Origin of the sequence: Xanthomonas sp. CFBP 8152, from assembly GCF_014199025.1 — a bacterium.
In the GTDB taxonomy this organism is placed as follows: domain Bacteria; phylum Pseudomonadota; class Gammaproteobacteria; order Xanthomonadales; family Xanthomonadaceae; genus Xanthomonas; species Xanthomonas arboricola_B.
On sequence record NZ_JACHNO010000002.1, the window covers coordinates 897,757 to 913,212 of the forward strand.

Genomic DNA, 15,456 nt, shown 5'->3' on the forward strand with positions numbered 1-15,456 from the left:
GACCGATTGCCAGGCCGCACCCCATAGCGATTCCCTCCGCCCCGGCCACAGGCGACAATAGCGCCGCTCATGACCAGTACCTTCGACCCCCGCCACGTCCGGCGCGCCTTTGCGCGTGCCGCCAGCAGCTATGCCGCCGCCGCCGCGCTGCAGCGCGAAGCGCAAGCGCGCCTGCTCGAATCGCTCGACTACCTGGGCGAGCAGGTGCCCAAGGTGGTGCTGGATGTCGGCGCCGGCCCCGGCCATGCCAGCGGCACAATCAAGAAGCGCTGGCCCAAGGCGCAGGTGATCGCGCTGGATCAGGCCATGCCAATGCTGCGCCAGGCGCGCAAGGCGGCGGGCTGGTGGAAGCCGTTCGCACAGGTCTGCGCCGATGCACGCGCCTTGCCGGTTGCCGACGGCAGCGTGGATGTGATCTTCAGCAACCTGTGCCTGCAGTGGGTGGAAGACCTGCCGGCGGTGTTCGCCGGCTTCCGCCGCGCGCTGCGGCCGGGCGGCTTGTTGCTGTGCTCCACCTTCGGCCCGGAGACGCTGATCGAGTTGCGCGAGGCCTTCGCCCAGGCCGACCCGGCCCCGCATGTCAGCCGCTTTCCGCCGATTGCCCAGTTCGGCGATGCCTTGCTGATGTCCGGCTTCCGCGACCCGGTGCTGGACCGCGACCTGTTCACGCTGACCTATAGCGACCTGCCTGCGTTGATGCGCGAGCTGCGCGCGATGGGCGCCACCAACGCACTCAGCAATCGCCGCGCCACCCTGACCGGACGCGGCCGCTTTGCCGCCGCCAGCGCCGCCTACGAGCCCTTGCGGCGGCCGGACGGCACCTTGCCCAGCTCCTGGGAAGTGATCTATGCCCACGCCTGGGCACCGGCGCCGGGCGCGCCCATCCGCGAGCAGGGACACGATGTCGCCAGCGTCCCGGTGGCCTCGATCCCGATCCGCCGCCGCATCGACTAGCGGCGGTGCAGATCGCCGGCAGCAACGCAGCCGTTGCCGGCGAGACACACAGTTTTGCGACGACACCAATGCGGACCTGTCAGGCTCGGTCCTGACACCCGGTAGAATTCAGCAGTCAACGGCCGCATGTTCGTGTTGCGGCTTGTCTTTTCGACGCCTGAACCGGCGTGGCTAGCAAAACGCAGCGCGCAGCCGTCAGGTGGCTGCAGACGGCGCGCAAGAACCTGCAACGCGTGGTACATGCAGGTTCCGAGCACCGGCAGCGCCCCGCCCGGCTGCTGCACTGTCATTTTGATAGCCGCTCCTAAGGTTTGCGGCCCCCGCCCCCCAATCGGCTTTCCCAATGTTGAAGTGGCTCATCATCGCGCTGTTCATCGCATCGGCGTTGTACATCCATTACCGCGGCCGCGTGCGGCACCGGCTCAGCCGGCAGCTGCTGGACCATTCCACCTTCATGGCACCGATCAACACGCTGATGTATCTGTGTTCGCGGGTGCCGACCACACCGTTCATCGATCCCGGCAAGGAATTCCCGGAGCTGGCACCGTTGCGCGCCAACTGGTCGCTGATCCGCGATGAAGCGGTGGCGCTGCAGCAGATGCAGAAGATCCGCGCTGCCGACGGCTATACCGACATCGGCTTCAACTCGTTCTTCCGCCGCGGCTGGAAGCGCTTCTATCTGAAGTGGTACGGCACCGCGCACCCGTCGGCGTCCGAACTGTGCCCGCAGACCACCGCGTTGCTGAAGTCCATCCCCACGGTCAAGGCCGCGATGTTCGCCGAGCTGCCGCCGGGCAGCGAGCTGCGCCCGCACCGCGACCCGTTCGCCGGGTCCATGCGCCTGCACCTGGGGCTGGCCACGCCCAACGACGACCGCTGCTTCATCGACGTCGACGGCCAGCGCCACAGCTGGCGCGATGGCGAGTGGACGATGTTCGACGAGACCTACATCCACTACGCACGCAACGACACCGACCAGGACCGCATCATCCTGTTCTGCGACATCGAGCGCCCGATGCGCTGGCGCTGGGCCGCGGCGGTGAACCGCTTCGTCGGCCGCAGCCTGCTCTCGGCCGGTGCCTCGCCCAATCAGGAAGGCGACAAGACCGGCGGCATCAACCGCGTGTTCCGCTATTTCTATGCCGCCCGCCTGAAGGCCAAGGCGCTGAAGGAACGCAACAACCCGCTGTACCAGACGCTCAAGTGGGGCATCTTCATCCTGGTGGTGGTCGGGATCGTGTTGCTGTAACCCGCCCACCACGTAGGAGCGCACCCGGGCGCGACCGGCATTGCCGGTAACGCCTCATCGCGCCCGGGTGCGCTCCTACGCCGTGCCGATCGATGCGCTCAGCGCGACACCTGCGCGATCCATTCCTGCAGGTTGTAGTAGTTGGTGACGCGGGTGAGCTTGCCGTCGCGCACATCGAAGAACGCACCGCCCGGCAGCACATAGGTCTGCCCATTGGCTTCCGGCAGGCCTTCGTCGGTGGTGTGGTAGACCCCGTGCACCACGTACTCGGCACCAACCCGCGTGCCGTCGTCGTTGGCGGTGACCACGATGTCGCGCAGCTGCTCGCGGTAGCTGTCGTTCATGCGCTGCAGGAAGGCAGCGAATTCCGTCCGGCCGATCTCGCGCGGCCCCTGGTTGAGGTCGTGCGCGACGTCGTCGGCCAGGAACGCCAGCATGGCGTCCCAATCGCCGCGATTGAATGCTGCGTAGTAGGCCTGGACCAGGCCGGTGGCGTGTTGCCGATTGCGCTCGCTCATGCTCGAACCTGCCGCTGGGAAAGCCGCATCATAGAGCGCGTCTTGCGCTTCAACACGCCCGCCATGCGGCATACCCGGCGTCAGGCGCCCTGTACCACCAGGTCGCGATGGAAGTAATAGACCTCCTGCAGCAGGAAGCGCCAACTGGTGTGGAAACTGCGAAAGCGCGTGCTGGGCGTGGAGGAGGCCAGCGCGTCCACCCCCAGCTCTTCGCTCAGCCGCAGCGCGCGCGCCATGTGCAACGGGTCGCTGACGATGATCGCCCGGTGCATGCCGTGCCGGTCCATCAGCGCACGTGCCTGTTGCAGATTCTGCCGGGTGGTGCGCGAGACCGTCTCGATCACGATCGCCTCCGGCGGTATGCCGTGGCGTAGCGCATAGCGCCGCGCCACCTGCGACTCGGCAAAGCGGGCGCCATTGCCGAAGCCGCCGGTGAACAGCAGCCGCGGCGCATAGCCCTGGGTGTACAGGTCCAGCGCATGCCGGATGCGCTCTTCAAACACCGGCGAAGGGCGCGCATCGTAGGCCGCCGCGCCCAGCACGATGATCACATCCGCCGGCGCGGCCTGGTCGCGATCGCCGACCCAGACGATCCAGCCGGCCACGCCCACCAGCCAGATCAAGGTCAGCATGCACAACCGCCAGCACCAGCCCCACAGACCGATCCCGCGCGACCGCCTGCTCACGCAGCAGCCCAAGGCAGCGCATCCAGGTCGACATTGCCGCCGGACAGGATCAGCCCGACCCGCCGCCCGGCAAAGCGCGCCGGGTCGGCCAGCACCGCTGCCAGCGCAATCGCCGAGGACGGCTCCACCACCTGTTTGAGCACCTGCCAGATCAGCCGCATCGCCTGCACCGCCGCCGCATCGTCCACGGTGATCACCTGCGTGCCGGCGGCCTGCAACAGCGCGAAATTCGGTGCGCCCAGAGTGCCGCGCAGGCCGTCGCAGAGCGTGTCTGGCACGAAGTCGACCAGGCGCTCGCCGGCCGCCAACGAGCGCGCGGTATCGGCCGCCCCGCTCGGCTCGGCCAGCACCAGCGCGCAGCCCGGCGCCGATTGCAGCGCCAGCGCAGTACCGGCGGCCAGCCCGCCGCCGCCGACCGGTACCACCAGCACATCCAGCCCGCCGCTCTGCTGCAGCAGCTCCAGCGCGGCGGTGCCCTGCCCGGCGATCACCGCCGGGTCGGTATACGGATGCACCAGCGTCGCACCGCTGCTGGCCTGGACTGCGGCACACATCTGCTCGCGCGCCGCGATGGTGGGCGCGCAGCGCCACAGCGTGGCACCGTGACGGGAAATATTGGCCAGCTTGGCGGCCACCGCGCCTTCGGGCACCACCACGTGGCAGCCGATCCCGCGCGTGTGCGCGGCAAGCGCCAGTGCGGCGCCGTGATTGCCGGACGAATGGGTGACCACGCCGCGCGCGGCCAGCTCTGCCGGCAACGCCCACACCGCGTTGCAGGCACCACGGAACTTGAATGCGCCGCTGCGCTGCAGGTGTTCGGCCTTGAAGAACAGCTGCGCACCGCAGAGGGCGTCCAGGCTGTGCGAGGTGAGCACCGGTGTCTGCGCGCACTGCGGCGCGATGCGCGCAGCGGCTTGCAGCACGTCGGAATGGGCAAGAGGGGCCGTCTCGATCATGCCTGCAAGATTAACGTATCGCCTCCACCTTCACGGCTGTCCGCGCATGGCCCGCGCATGCTGGATCGATGCAGAAGCACCACATTGCGGCACAGTTAAGGACCGATTCAATGCATCGGCTCGAAAGTGGCACCATGGTTGCAGGAGGGCACCATCCATGAAATTCCGTCTGATCTTCGCCGCCGGGCTGTTGGCCCTGGGCGGCTGCGCAACGTACGACTACACCGGCGCTGGGTCGGGCGGCTATTACCGCGGCGCGCCTGCGGTGCAGTATCGCTACCCGCCGGGATACTCCCCGTATTTCTACGGCAACCCGTACGGCAATCCTTATGGCGCCGGCTCGATCGGGCTCTACGACTACCCGGTGTATCCGGTCTACCGCGGCGGTGGCGGCTATTACTATCGCCAGAACGATCGACGCCCGCAGTACCGGCCGCCACGTCCAAACGGATCGTTCAACAACGGCCCGCGTCCAAACGGGCCTCGTCCCAACGGGCCACGCCCGCAACAGCCCAATCGTCCACCGGCGACCGGTGCGCCGCCTTCGCGGCCGCCTCCCCGCATCGGTGCGCCGCCGCGGGTGATCCGCGAGATTCAGCGGCAGACCGCGCCCCGCAACACGCGTGAGCAGACCCCCTGAGTCGCTGACTGCGACGTGGCCCACAAATGGCGATGTTGGGGGCTTGCGTTCAGCCGGCACTTGGTCGCAAGCTAGGTGCTCTGTGTGACCCGCCACGTCATGTTTTGACCTGGCCCGCCTCACTGACCGACTTATGTCGATGTCCGACAGGGAAATCTGGATCCCCCCTGTTCCGGCCCTGTCGGATATCGGCGCCTCCAACGCATAAAGCCCCGGCATGCCGGGGCTTTATGTTTTTGTCGTCCGGTCCGCTCTGGCTCGCCCAGGCATACCCGTTCGAGAAGGCAGGGGCTGCGGCTGGCGTTGGATCGCGGAAAAAAATAAGGGTCGGCAGTCCCCCGACTACCGACCCTTACGCTACCCCGTCGCACGCGTGGCTGGCCCCTGTTCCAATTCCAGCCTTGCGCCCATGTCGCAATGCCACGACGGGTGCAGTAGGGATATCCGCACGGAACATGCCAACTTGAGGGTCAGTGTTCGATAATGTGATTTACATCACAATTTTAACCGTCGAGTGACCTCGCTTCCCCCTTCAGCCGATACTTTCGCGGCCGCCAACCTCCTTCTGCTCCCGGTCCACGCCCATGTCCGACACTTTCTATCGCTACGACGTCATCGTGATCGGCGGCGGCCATGCCGGCACCGAGGCAGCCCTGGCCTCCGCGCGCTCAGGTGCACGCACCTTGCTGTTGACCCACAACATCGAGACGGTGGGCGCGATGAGCTGCAACCCGGCCATCGGCGGGATCGGCAAGGGCCATCTGGTCAAGGAGATCGACGCGCTGGGCGGGGCGATGGCACGCGCGGCGGATCAGGCCGGCATCCAGTGGCGCACGCTCAATGCCTCCAAAGGGCCGGCGGTGCGCGCCACCCGCTGCCAGGCCGACCGCAACCTCTACCGCAACGCGATCCGCCGCATCGTCGAGGCGCAGCCCAACCTGACCGTGTTCCAGGCGGCGGTGGACGATCTGATCATCCACAACGGCGCTGCCGAACCCGACAGCGTGCGCGGCGTGGTCACCCAGACCGGGCTGCGCTTCGAGGCGCCCTCGGTGGTGCTGACCGCCGGCACCTTCCTGGCCGGCAAGATCCACGTCGGCGAGACCCAGTACGCGGCAGGACGCATGGGCGACCCGCCGGCCACCACGCTGGCCGCGCGTCTGCGCGAGCGGCCGTTCGCGATCGACCGGCTCAAGACCGGCACCCCGCCGCGCATCGACGGGCGCACGCTCGACTACAGCGCGATGGCCGAACAACCCGGCGACGATCCGCTGCCGGTGATGTCGTTCATGGGCCAGATCGGCGATCACCCGCGCCAGGTCAGCTGCTGGATCACCCAGACCACCGAGCAGACCCACGACATCATTCGCAGCGCACTGCATCGTTCGCCGCTGTATTCCGGGCAGATCGAAGGCATCGGCCCGCGCTACTGCCCGTCGATCGAGGACAAGGTGGTGCGCTTTGCCGACAAGACCAGTCACCAGATCTTCGTCGAGCCCGAAGGCCTGGAAGTGGCCGAGATCTATCCCAACGGCATCTCCACCTCGCTGCCGTTCGACGTGCAGCTGGCGCTGGTGCGCTCGATCCACGGGTTTGCGCAGGCGCATATCACCCGCCCCGGCTATGCGATCGAATACGACTTCTTCGACCCGCGCGGGCTCAAGGCCTCGCTGGAAACCAAGGCGGTGGGCGGGCTGTTCTTCGCCGGGCAGATCAATGGCACCACCGGTTACGAGGAGGCCGCCGCACAGGGGCTGCTGGCCGGGCTCAATGCCGCGCGCCATGTGCAGGGATTGCCGGCGTGGTCGCCGCGTCGCGACGAGGCCTACCTGGGCGTGCTGGTGGACGACCTGATCACCCACGGCACCACCGAGCCGTATCGCATGTTCACCAGCCGCGCCGAATACCGCCTGCAGCTGCGTGAGGACAACGCCGATGCGCGTCTGACCGGCGTCGGCCGCGCGATGGGCCTGGTCGACGATGCGCGCTGGGCGCGGTTTTCGGCCAAGCAGGAAGCGGTGCAGCGCGAAAGCGCGCGCTTGTCGGTGCTGTGGGCGACCCCGGGCAATGCGCTGGGCCGCGAAGTGGCCCAGACCCTGGGCGTGGCGGTGAGCCGCGAAACCAACGTGCTGGACCTGATCAAGCGCCCCGAACTCAACTACGCCACGCTGATGCGCGTGCCGACGCTGGGTCCGGGCGTGGACGATGCGCAGGTGGCCGAGCAGGTGGAGATCAGCGTCAAGTACGCCGGTTATCTGGATCGCCAGCGCGACGACATCGCACGCCAGCAACGCCACGAAACCACGCCGATTCCGCAAGGATTCGATTATGCCGGCGTGCGCGGGTTGTCGATCGAAGTGCAGCAGAAACTCGAGCGTGTGCGCCCGCAAAGCATCGGCCAGGCGCAACGGATTGCCGGCATGACGCCGGCGGCGATTTCGCTGTTGCTGGTGCATCTGGAGCGCGCGCGCCGCAGTCAGGTGGCGTAAGTGGTCGCCGATGCGCTGGCAGGTGAATGTCGGCCGTGCGTTCGGGCTTCTGCGTTTACATGCTGAAAATGCGTGGATGATGGTCAGCAGACGTCACGGCACGATTCCATGCCGCCGCGTGCGAAGCAAGCATGCCGCTAGCGCGTCGGCGTCGACGATGCCGGAACGTTTGATGGAGGTCACGAGGTTTTCAGCGGCCGAAAGTATCGGGAGCGCCAGATGATCGGAGCCGTCCGGCCCGGCGCAGGGTTCCCTCAACTGTCGTGGGTGGCGCTCGACGAACTGTTCGTCAGTCCTGTGCAATGGCGTGGTCGGACAATCGACACCGATTGAAGACGCGCACCACCTGTGCGGTCGACGGCGGCAGGCCGGCCTGTTGCGATCGCGACGGCGGTCTAGTCGTCGTCCTCGGCGGCGGCCTCGCGACCCTGCTGACGGATGAGGTTTTCCTGGCGTGCGTCTTCGATCGAAGCGCGGATGGCACGCACGTCGGCGCGGCGGGTGTCGAACTTGAAGCGGCCGGTCAACACGCTGTCCGGGCGCAGCTCGCCCTTTTCGAACAACGCCCACATCTCTTCGCCGTAATGGGTGTCCAGCAGCTCCGGGGCGAAGCGGCCGAGGCAGTCGCGCAGGTTGTGCACGTCGCGCAGCAGCATGTCGCGTGCGGCGTTGTTGCCCGCAGCACTGACCACCTGCGGGAAATCGATCAACACCGGGCCCTCGGGCGAAACCAGCACGTTGTATTCGGACAGGTCGCCGTGCACCAGGCCCAGCGACAGCATCTTGACTACATCGCCGATCAGGCTGGTGTGGAAGCTGCGCGCCTGCTCCGGCTCCAGCTCCACTTCGCCCAGCCGCGGCGCACTGTGGCCGGCCTCGTCGGTGACCAGGTCCATCAGCAGCACGCCGTGGAAATAGCCGCGCGGCTTGGGCACGTGCACGCTGGCATCCATCAGTTGATAGAGCACCTCGGCTTCGGTGTTCTTCCACGCGGTCTCGGCTTCGCGCCGGCCGAACTTGGTGGCCTTGCCCATCGCGCGCGCCTGGCGGCTGCCACGCACCTTGCGGCCTTCCTGATATTGCACGCGCGCCTGGAAACTGCGTTGCGCCATGTCCTTGTAGACCTTGGCGCACAGGATGTCGGCGCCTGTGCCGACCACATAGACGGATGCTTCCTTGCCGCTCTTCAGTGGTCGCAACACTTCGTCGATGATGCCGTCGTCGATCAGCGGTTGCAGGCCCTTGGGGGTTTTCATGGACTAAGGGGACCGATCCGAAACAAACCAGGAGCGATTATGCGGCAACCAGGGTGAAGCGCTTACATGTCCAGGCACAAGCTGCGACCGGGCGCATGCATCGGCGCGAGCGCTTACCATGCGCGGACCCGTCCAACCCGCGATCCGATGCCCGAGCACGCCCCCAGCCGCCGCAAACGCTCCGCCACCGTGGTCACCGCCGGTAGCGAACGCAGCCTGCCGCATGAATTGATGCAGCAGATCGCCGCCGCCCAGGGCGACCCGGACTTCATGACCTCGCTGGGCCGCGGGCTGGTGGTGCTGAGCGTGTTCGCCCAGCACGCGCGCGAGGTGACGATGTCGCAGATCAGCCTGGAGACCGGCATCTCGCGTGCGGCGGTGCGGCGGGTGCTGCATACCCTGGCCAGGCTGGGCTACGTGGGCGAGCAGGGCCGCGGCTACGTGCTGCTGCCGCGCGTGCTGGGGATTGGCGGCGCGTATGCGGCGTCTTCGTCGATGACTGCGGCGGCGCAGCCGGTGCTGGACGGGCTGCGCGACCAGTTGCACGAATCCTGCTCGCTGGGCGTGCTGGACGGCGACGACCTGCTGTACGTGGCGCGCGCCGAGACGGTGCGCATCATGTCGATCGGGCTGCGCCCGGGCACACGCCTGCCGGCCTACTGCACCTCGATGGGCCGCGTGCTGTTGGCCGCCCTGCCCGGCGACACCTTGCAGGCGTACCTGGAGCGCACCACGCTGCGCCCGCGCACCGACCGCACCGTGACCCAGGCATCGACGTTGCGGGAGGTGCTGGCACGCACGCGCCGCGAAGGCATGTGCCTGACCGACCAGGAGCTGGAAATCGGCCTGCGCTCGATCGCGGTACCGGTGCGCAACCTGCGCGGCGAGGTGATCGCCGCGCTCAACATCGGCGCCCAGGCCGGGCGCGTGAGCCTGCAGACCATGCAGACGCAGTTGCTGCAGCCGTTGAAGCAGGCCGCGCAGCGGCTGGGTGCGTTGTTGAGCTAGTGGCCGCCGGGCGCGCTCAGCGCGGCCGGCGCAGGAAGCTCACCACCGCATCCATCCAGGCGGCATGGGTGTCCTCGACATGCGCCACGTGATCGGCGTGCGGCAGCGTGACCCAGCTGCGGTCTTCGCTGCGCAGACGTGCGTACAGGTGCGCGTTGTCCGCCTGGGTCGCGATGGGATCGTCGACGCCACGCAGCAGCAAGACCGGCAGCGTGGTCACTTGCTCCGGCTGGAAGGCGAACTGCTCCATCGCGCGCCAGTCGGTGCGCACCGGGTCGGCCGATACCGCCTGCGCCACATAGGCCGCACGCACGCTAGGCGGTGCGGCGTTGGCGGTGATGAAATCCTCGCCGGCCGCCGCGGCCGTGGTGCGCGCACGCAATGGCTGCGCTGGCGCCGGGGTGGTATCGGGCGCTGCGTCGACATCGTCCGGGAAGCCGTACAGCACCAGCGCCGACACCGCTTGCGGATGTTGCTGGGCGACCAGCAGCGCCACCCGCGCGCCATTGGAATAACCGAGCAAGGCCGGCGGCGGCAGCTGCGGATGCTGGCGGGCGACCCAGCTCAGTACCGCATCGACATCAGCCACCGCGCGCGCGGGCGTGTTCCAGCCGCTGCGATCGCGCGCACTGCCGCCATAGCCGCGTAGATCGACCGCGTAGGCGGCATAGCCGGCCTGCGCCAATGCCGCCAGCACCGAGCGCGCATCGCGCGGTTCGTCGGGAACCTGCAGATCGAAATTGGGCAACGCACTCCAGGTGCGCCCGTGCACCAGCAGGATCGTGCCGCGCGGCTGCGCCGGGACGCGCGACCATACCGCCAGCGTCTGGCCATCGTCGGTGCGCACCTGCGCCAGCTCGGTTCCGGGGCCGGGATGCGGTCGTGCCTGCAGCCCGGATACGGTGAGCAGCAGCAAAAGCAAACAAACGGTACGCAGCAGCATCGGCAACCTCGTGGGCAATGTCCTGTGCGAACGGAAGCGGTGGTCCGTTGCGGCATGTCCATCATCCCGTCGTTGACGGGTGATGTCATCAGCGGCGATGTGCATACGGAACGGCCAGGTTGCAACGCAGTGCGCGCGTTGGATCGCCATCCTGCCCGGCGCGCCATGAGTGCAGGCCACGGCCGCAGCCAACCGAACCGGTCGCATTGCCCGCCGCATGCGGTGCAAGCGCAACGTGCCTGCTGTATTTGCGCCTGGCCGTGGCCCTCAGCCTTCGCGCGCCGGCTGTTCTTCGCCTGCCTGCTCTTCGAGGATGGGTTTGGCCAGCGCGAAGGCATGGTTGGCGGCAGGCACGCCGCAATAAACCGCGGCCTGCAGCAACACTTCCTTGATCTGCTCGGGCGTGACGCCGTTGTTGCGCGCGGCGCGCACGTGCAGCTTGAACTCCTCGTCGTGGCCCAGCGCCACCATCATCGCCAGGGTCAGCAGCGAGCGGGTGTGCGCGGGCAGGCCATCGCGGGTCCAGACGGTGCCCCAGGCATAGCGGGTGATCAGCGCCTGGAACTCGTCGGTGAACTCGGTGCGTGCGGCCAGCGAGCGCTCGACATGCGCATCGCCCAGGACGCGTCGGCGCTCGCGCAAGCCCGTCTGGTAACGCTCGTCTTCGTGCATCGGAATCTCTCCTGCGCGGGGGAATGGGGGAATGGGGGAATGGGGAATCGGGTGCTGGCGGCCGCTGCAGGTCAGCTGCGGCCGCGCGGTGCGCGCTGACATATCAGGCGCATGGGTCGCCATCGACATGGCCGGCAACAGACAGCCGGCCGTGGCCAGCTGGGCGCAGATGCAACGCATGAGCGGGAATGCCGAGCGCCGTACCTGCCGGATCGGGGTACCGGCTCCACGCGTCCGGCAGTTGCCTGGCCGGGTGGACGGTCACCCGTGGTCGGCCTGCAGAAAGCCCAGCACGCTGTGGTTGAACGCGGCCGGCGACTCCAGGTTGCAGATATGCCGGCCGGGCACCTGTGCGAAGTGGCCGTGCGGGGCGGCGTAGGCGATCTCGCGCAGATCGGCCGGCGGACAGACCGGGTCGTCGTCGCCGGCCAGTGCGAGCAGTGGCAGTTCCAGCGTGTCCAGCGCGCCGCGGAAGTCGGCGTGGGCCACCGCCTGGCAGCAGGCGATATAGCCCTGCGGCGATGTCGACACGAAGGCGGCCACGATCATGTCCAGGCGCTGCGCATGGCTGAGCGCAAACGACGGCGTGAACCAGCGCTGCAGGGTGGCATCGACCAGCCCCGGCAGGCCTTCGCTGCGCACCTGCTCGATGCGCGCATTCCAGCTCTCGCTGCTGCCGATCCTCTGCGCGGTGGCGCACACCACCAGCCGGCGCAGGCGCTGCGGCGCATGCAGGCCCAGCCATTGCCCGGTGAGTCCGCCGATCGACAGGCCGCAGAAGTCGCTGCGTGCGATCTGCAACGCGTCCCACAGCGCCAGCACGTCCTGGCCCAGGTCGGCAACCCGATACGGGCCGGGTGGCGTGTCCGAATCGCCATGGCCGCGGCGGTCGTAGCGCAGGATGCGGTAATGCGGCGCAAACGCAGCGATCTGCACGTCCCACATGTGCAGGTCGGTGCCCAGCGAATTGCAGAAGGTCAGCCAGGGGCGGCCTTCGGTGCCGTCGAGGCGGTAGTGCAGGCGATGCGTGGGCAACTGGAGATAAGCCATCGGAGCACCGTCAGCGGGATGAAGAGCCGGCCAGCACGCGATCGATCCAGACCGAGGACATGCCGCGCCAGCTGTCCACATCGAACACCGCCTGCAGTTGCGCCTGCGTGAGTACCGCGCTCACCTGCGCGTCGTCGCCGAGCACCTCGCGCAGATGGCGCTGCTGCGCCTGGGCGCGTGCCACCGCCTGTTCGACCAGCGCATGCGCCTGCGGCTTGCCGAGCCGTGGTGCCAGCGCGAACACCGCCGCCTCGGCATACAGCGCGCCGCCATGGCTGTGCAGGTGCGCGCGCATGGCCTCGCGGTCCAGTTGCAGGTCGGCCAGGCAGCCTTGCATCTGCGCCAGGCTGCCGGCGGTCAGGCGCACGATCTGCGGCAAGGTCTCCCATTCGGCATGCCATTGCCCGGCGGCGCGTTCATGCGGCTGCGCCATTGCGCTGAACAAGGTCGCCACCAGGCCGGGCACGCGGGTGGCAGCAGCGACCGCGGCGACGCTGGAGACCGGATTGCGCTTGTGCGGCATCGCCGAGGAACCGCCCTTGCCGGCTGCGGCCGGCTCGAACACTTCGCCGACTTCAGACTGCATCAGCAGCACCACGTCACCGCCGATCTTGCCCAACGTGCCGGCCAGCAGGCCTAACGCACAGCCGACCTCGACGAGGCGATCGCGCGCGGTATGCCACGGCATCGCGGGCAACGGCAGCGCCAGCGTGGTTGCCAGCGCCTGGGCGACATCGAGTCCGCGCGCCTGCAACGACGCCAGCGTGCCGGCCGCACCCCCGAACTGCAGCACCAGGCCATCGTGCTGCAAGGACTGCAGGCGGCGGTACGCGCGCTGTAGCGCATCCAGCCAACCGGCGACCTTGAGCCCGAACGTGATCGGCACCGCCTGCTGCAGCAAGGTACGTCCGGGCAGGCCGGTGTTGCGTTCGCGCGCGGCCAGCGCAGCCAGCTCGGCGCACAGGCCTTGCAGGCGCGGCAGCAGCAGGTCGAGCGCGGCGCGCAGCTGCAGCACCGTGCCGGTGTCGATGACGTCCTGGCTGGTGGCGCCCCAGTGCACCCAGCGCGCGGCCTGCGCATCGTGGGCGGCCACGCGTGCGGTCAGCGCCTTGACCAGGGGAATGGCGGGATTGCCGGCAAGTGCGGTGGCCTGGGCCAGCGCGGCCTGATCGTAATGCTGCACGTCGCATGCGGCCGCAATGGCCTGCGCGGCCTCGGAGGGAATCACGCCGCACTGCGCCTGTGCGCGGGCGAGTGCGGATTCGAATTGCAGCATTGCCTGCACCCGCGCCGTGTCGTCGAACAACGCGTCGCAGGCAGGCTCGCCAAACAAGGATCCCAACAGGGAAGACGTCACAGTCATGCATGGCCTCGGGTGGCGTGCCGGCAGCATGGCACCGATGCGCGGGAGTGCCAACCGGCGGGCGCGGCGCTTGGTGGTATGCACGCGCGGTTTTCCAGGCTGGTCATGTGCGCGTGCTGCATGTTTGGCCAAGGCGCGTGTTGCGGCGGATCACCGCATTGCACGCAGGTGCCACGCGATCACGATGGATCACCGAGGGCAGCGCGCGCTGGCACCTGCCTGCCCGGCGCGCGGCGACAGGTGCGCCGCATCTGCACGCAGGTGCAGGTGTGCTGCTCGCACGGAGACAACCATGCATGGCAACCCGCGCACCGACGGCGCGATCAATAGTTGAAAAACACCGTTTCCGCATCGCCCTGCATGTGGATGTCCCACACGTAATCGCTGCCACCGCGCGATTGCGCCAGCAGCGTGCTGCGGCGCTCGCCCGGCACCAGGGCCAGGATGGGGTCGCTGCCCAGCTGCGGATCGTCGGCGAAGTACAGCCGCGTCGACACGCCGCGCAACAGCCCGCGCATGAAGACCAGCACGGTCAGATGCGCGGCCTGCATCTTGCCGTCCGGGCCGGCGACCTGGCCCGGCTTGACGGTGCTGAAGGAAAAACGCCCCTGCGCGTCGGTCGGCACGCGGCCCCAGCCATCGAAGCCGGGATCGTGCGCCTGGCAGCGCGCATCGGCGGCATGCGCATAGATGCCGGCCGCATCGGCCTGCCACAGTTCCAGCACTGCGTCGGCCACCGGGTTGCCGGCGCCATCGAACACGCAACCACTGATCCGCACGTGCGTGCCCGCGGCCTGCGCAGGCGCGAGCTGCGCGCGATACAGCGGCTCCAGCCCGAGCCGGTAATACGGGCCAACGGTTTGCGACGGGGTGGTGTGCAGGCTCATCGATTTATTCCCAGACCGTTTGCTTGCGGCCGCGCAACACGATGTCGAAGCGGTAGGCCAGCGCGTATTCGCTCACCGCGTTTTCCCAGTCGAAGCGGGACACCATGCGTTCGCGCGCCTGCGCATCGTCCACGCAGTTGTAGATCGGGTCGTGCGCCAGCAACGGGTCGCCGGGGAAGTACATCTGGGTGATCAGCCGCTGCCCGATGCCATCGCCATGCAGCGAAAAATGGATATGCGCCGGCCGCCAGGCGTTGTAGTGATTGCGCCACGGATACGCGCCCGGCTTGATGGTCTTGAACGCGTAGCGGCCGTGGTCGTCGGTGAGCGCCTGGCCGGTGCCGCGGAAGTTGGGGTCCAGCGGTGCGTCGTGCCGGTCGCCGGCATGTTGATAGCGGCCGGCGGCATTGCATTGCCACACCTCGACCACGCTGTTGCGCACCGGCTTGCCATTTTCGTCGAGCACGCGGCCGGACACGATGATGCGCTCGCCCAGCGGCGCGCCCGCAAAGCCGGCGGTGAGGTCGGCGGCATGCTCACCCAGGGTGAGCCGATTCAATTGCGGCCCGGTGACTTCCGACAGCGTGGCCGGGAGTTCGATCGGCGCGCGCGTGGGGCCGCGCAATGCGGTGGATGCGTAGGGCAGATGCAGGTAGGCCGGCTGCGTGCCGATCCGCGGCCGGCGATAGCCGAGCAGCGGATCGATCGACGTGTCAGAGCTGGGGTCGCGCATGCGGGATCTCCATCGGTTGCGCTACGGCAGGATCAAAACGTGGGTGTGCGGT

At 68.1% G+C, this 15,456-nt stretch carries 15 protein-coding genes, 1 other RNA gene and 1 pseudogene; 6 read left to right on the forward strand and 11 right to left on the reverse strand.

From position 1 onward, the window contains the following. Positions 1-69: 69 nt before the first annotated feature. Positions 70-954, forward strand: a complete 885-nt coding sequence (gene bioC, locus FHT09_RS11475) for a malonyl-ACP O-methyltransferase BioC (RefSeq protein ID WP_104606934.1) — start codon at positions 70-72, stop codon at positions 952-954. A 169-nt stretch (positions 955-1,123) separates the two neighbouring features. Here bioC and FHT09_RS11480 read toward each other — a convergent pair. Then, positions 1,124-1,196, reverse strand: a non-coding RNA gene (locus FHT09_RS11480) — sX9 sRNA. 101 nt (positions 1,197-1,297) lie between these two features. Between FHT09_RS11480 and lpxO the strand changes: the two genes are divergently transcribed. After that, positions 1,298-2,203, forward strand: a complete 906-nt coding sequence (lpxO, locus tag FHT09_RS11485; RefSeq protein ID WP_104598001.1) for a lipid A hydroxylase LpxO — start codon at positions 1,298-1,300, stop codon at positions 2,201-2,203. Between the two features lie 98 nt (positions 2,204-2,301). Here the strand turns inward: lpxO and FHT09_RS11490 are convergent, their stop codons facing one another. From FHT09_RS11490 to FHT09_RS11500, 3 genes are all read right to left on the reverse strand, one after another. Next, entirely contained in the window at positions 2,302-2,721 is a 420-nt protein-coding gene (locus tag FHT09_RS11490) for a nuclear transport factor 2 family protein (RefSeq protein ID WP_104606933.1), read from the reverse strand. Positions 2,722-2,801: 80 nt separating this feature from the next. Continuing rightward, positions 2,802-3,419 (reverse strand): YdcF family protein, encoded by a 618-nt coding sequence (locus FHT09_RS11495; protein ID WP_047126243.1) that lies wholly within the window; start codon positions 3,417-3,419, stop codon positions 2,802-2,804. Further along, positions 3,404-4,363, reverse strand: coding sequence for a pyridoxal-phosphate dependent enzyme (locus FHT09_RS11500; protein WP_047126244.1), 960 nt, complete (start codon positions 4,361-4,363; stop codon positions 3,404-3,406). The genes FHT09_RS11495 and FHT09_RS11500 overlap by 16 nt, the downstream gene beginning before the upstream one ends. A gap of 157 nt (positions 4,364-4,520) precedes the next feature. Between FHT09_RS11500 and FHT09_RS11505 the strand changes: the two genes are divergently transcribed. From FHT09_RS11505 to FHT09_RS20285, 3 genes and pseudogenes are all read left to right on the forward strand, one after another. Further along, the gene (locus tag FHT09_RS11505; protein ID WP_104606932.1) at positions 4,521-5,003 is read left to right on the forward strand and encodes a hypothetical protein; all 483 of its coding nucleotides are present in this window, start codon (positions 4,521-4,523) and stop codon (positions 5,001-5,003) included. A 584-nt stretch (positions 5,004-5,587) separates the two neighbouring features. Continuing rightward, on the forward strand, positions 5,588-7,492 hold the full coding sequence (mnmG, locus tag FHT09_RS11510) for a tRNA uridine-5-carboxymethylaminomethyl(34) synthesis enzyme MnmG (protein ID WP_104606931.1): 1,905 nt from the start codon (positions 5,588-5,590) through the stop codon (positions 7,490-7,492). Between the two features lie 204 nt (positions 7,493-7,696). After that, positions 7,697-7,786 (forward strand): annotated as a pseudogene (locus FHT09_RS20285) (DUF2490 domain-containing protein); the annotation flags it as partial. A gap of 101 nt (positions 7,787-7,887) precedes the next feature. On the opposite strand, the gene FHT09_RS11515 reads toward FHT09_RS20285, so the two are convergent. Continuing rightward, complete coding sequence (locus FHT09_RS11515) at positions 7,888-8,748, reverse strand: PA4780 family RIO1-like protein kinase (RefSeq protein ID WP_047126247.1); 861 nt, start codon at positions 8,746-8,748, stop codon at positions 7,888-7,890. Between the two features lie 147 nt (positions 8,749-8,895). On the opposite strand from FHT09_RS11515, the gene FHT09_RS11520 reads away from it, so the two are divergent. Then, complete coding sequence (locus FHT09_RS11520; protein WP_104606930.1) at positions 8,896-9,756, forward strand: IclR family transcriptional regulator C-terminal domain-containing protein; 861 nt, start codon at positions 8,896-8,898, stop codon at positions 9,754-9,756. Positions 9,757-9,772: 16 nt separating this feature from the next. On the opposite strand, the gene FHT09_RS11525 is transcribed toward FHT09_RS11520, so the two are convergent. From FHT09_RS11525 to pcaH, 6 genes are all read right to left on the reverse strand, one after another. Next, positions 9,773-10,699: an alpha/beta fold hydrolase gene (locus FHT09_RS11525; protein WP_104606929.1), complete on the reverse strand. Its 927-nt coding sequence runs from the start codon at positions 10,697-10,699 to the stop codon at positions 9,773-9,775. A 267-nt stretch (positions 10,700-10,966) separates the two neighbouring features. After that, positions 10,967-11,371 (reverse strand): 4-carboxymuconolactone decarboxylase, encoded by a 405-nt coding sequence (gene pcaC, locus FHT09_RS11530; RefSeq protein ID WP_184416954.1) that lies wholly within the window; start codon positions 11,369-11,371, stop codon positions 10,967-10,969. Positions 11,372-11,632: 261 nt separating this feature from the next. After that, entirely contained in the window at positions 11,633-12,421 is a 789-nt protein-coding gene (gene pcaD / locus FHT09_RS11535) for a 3-oxoadipate enol-lactonase (protein WP_104607492.1), read from the reverse strand. A 10-nt stretch (positions 12,422-12,431) separates the two neighbouring features. Then, on the reverse strand, positions 12,432-13,814 hold the full coding sequence (locus FHT09_RS11540; protein WP_308686695.1) for a 3-carboxy-cis,cis-muconate cycloisomerase: 1,383 nt from the start codon (positions 13,812-13,814) through the stop codon (positions 12,432-12,434). A gap of 293 nt (positions 13,815-14,107) precedes the next feature. Beyond that, positions 14,108-14,671, reverse strand: coding sequence for a protocatechuate 3,4-dioxygenase subunit alpha (gene pcaG / locus FHT09_RS11545; protein WP_104607494.1), 564 nt, complete (start codon positions 14,669-14,671; stop codon positions 14,108-14,110). Positions 14,672-14,675: 4 nt separating this feature from the next. Beyond that, positions 14,676-15,404, reverse strand: a complete 729-nt coding sequence (gene pcaH / locus FHT09_RS11550; RefSeq protein WP_104607495.1) for a protocatechuate 3,4-dioxygenase subunit beta — start codon at positions 15,402-15,404, stop codon at positions 14,676-14,678. Positions 15,405-15,456 lie beyond the last annotated feature (52 nt).

Bases quoted from the DNA above. Each gene is read 5' to 3' on its own strand.
- bioC (WP_104606934.1), top strand. From the start codon at position 70: ATGACCAGTACCTTCGACCCCCGCCACGTCCGGCGCGCCTTTGCGCGT.
- lpxO (WP_104598001.1), top strand. From the start codon at position 1,298: ATGTTGAAGTGGCTCATCATCGCGCTGTTCATCGCATCGGCGTTGTAC.
- FHT09_RS11490 (WP_104606933.1), bottom strand. From the start codon at position 2,721: ATGAGCGAGCGCAATCGGCAACACGCCACCGGCCTGGTCCAGGCCTAC.
- FHT09_RS11500 (WP_047126244.1), bottom strand. From the start codon at position 4,363: ATGATCGAGACGGCCCCTCTTGCCCATTCCGACGTGCTGCAAGCCGCT.
- FHT09_RS11505 (WP_104606932.1), top strand. From the start codon at position 4,521: ATGAAATTCCGTCTGATCTTCGCCGCCGGGCTGTTGGCCCTGGGCGGC.
- mnmG (WP_104606931.1), top strand. From the start codon at position 5,588: ATGTCCGACACTTTCTATCGCTACGACGTCATCGTGATCGGCGGCGGC.
- FHT09_RS11515 (WP_047126247.1), bottom strand. From the start codon at position 8,748: ATGAAAACCCCCAAGGGCCTGCAACCGCTGATCGACGACGGCATCATC.
- FHT09_RS11520 (WP_104606930.1), top strand. From the start codon at position 8,896: ATGCCCGAGCACGCCCCCAGCCGCCGCAAACGCTCCGCCACCGTGGTC.
- FHT09_RS11525 (WP_104606929.1), bottom strand. From the start codon at position 10,699: ATGCTGCTGCGTACCGTTTGTTTGCTTTTGCTGCTGCTCACCGTATCC.
- pcaC (WP_184416954.1), bottom strand. From the start codon at position 11,371: ATGCACGAAGACGAGCGTTACCAGACGGGCTTGCGCGAGCGCCGACGC.
- pcaD (WP_104607492.1), bottom strand. From the start codon at position 12,421: ATGGCTTATCTCCAGTTGCCCACGCATCGCCTGCACTACCGCCTCGAC.
- FHT09_RS11540 (WP_308686695.1), bottom strand. From the start codon at position 13,814: ATGCTGCCGGCACGCCACCCGAGGCCATGCATGACTGTGACGTCTTCC.
- pcaG (WP_104607494.1), bottom strand. From the start codon at position 14,671: ATGAGCCTGCACACCACCCCGTCGCAAACCGTTGGCCCGTATTACCGG.
- pcaH (WP_104607495.1), bottom strand. From the start codon at position 15,404: ATGCGCGACCCCAGCTCTGACACGTCGATCGATCCGCTGCTCGGCTAT.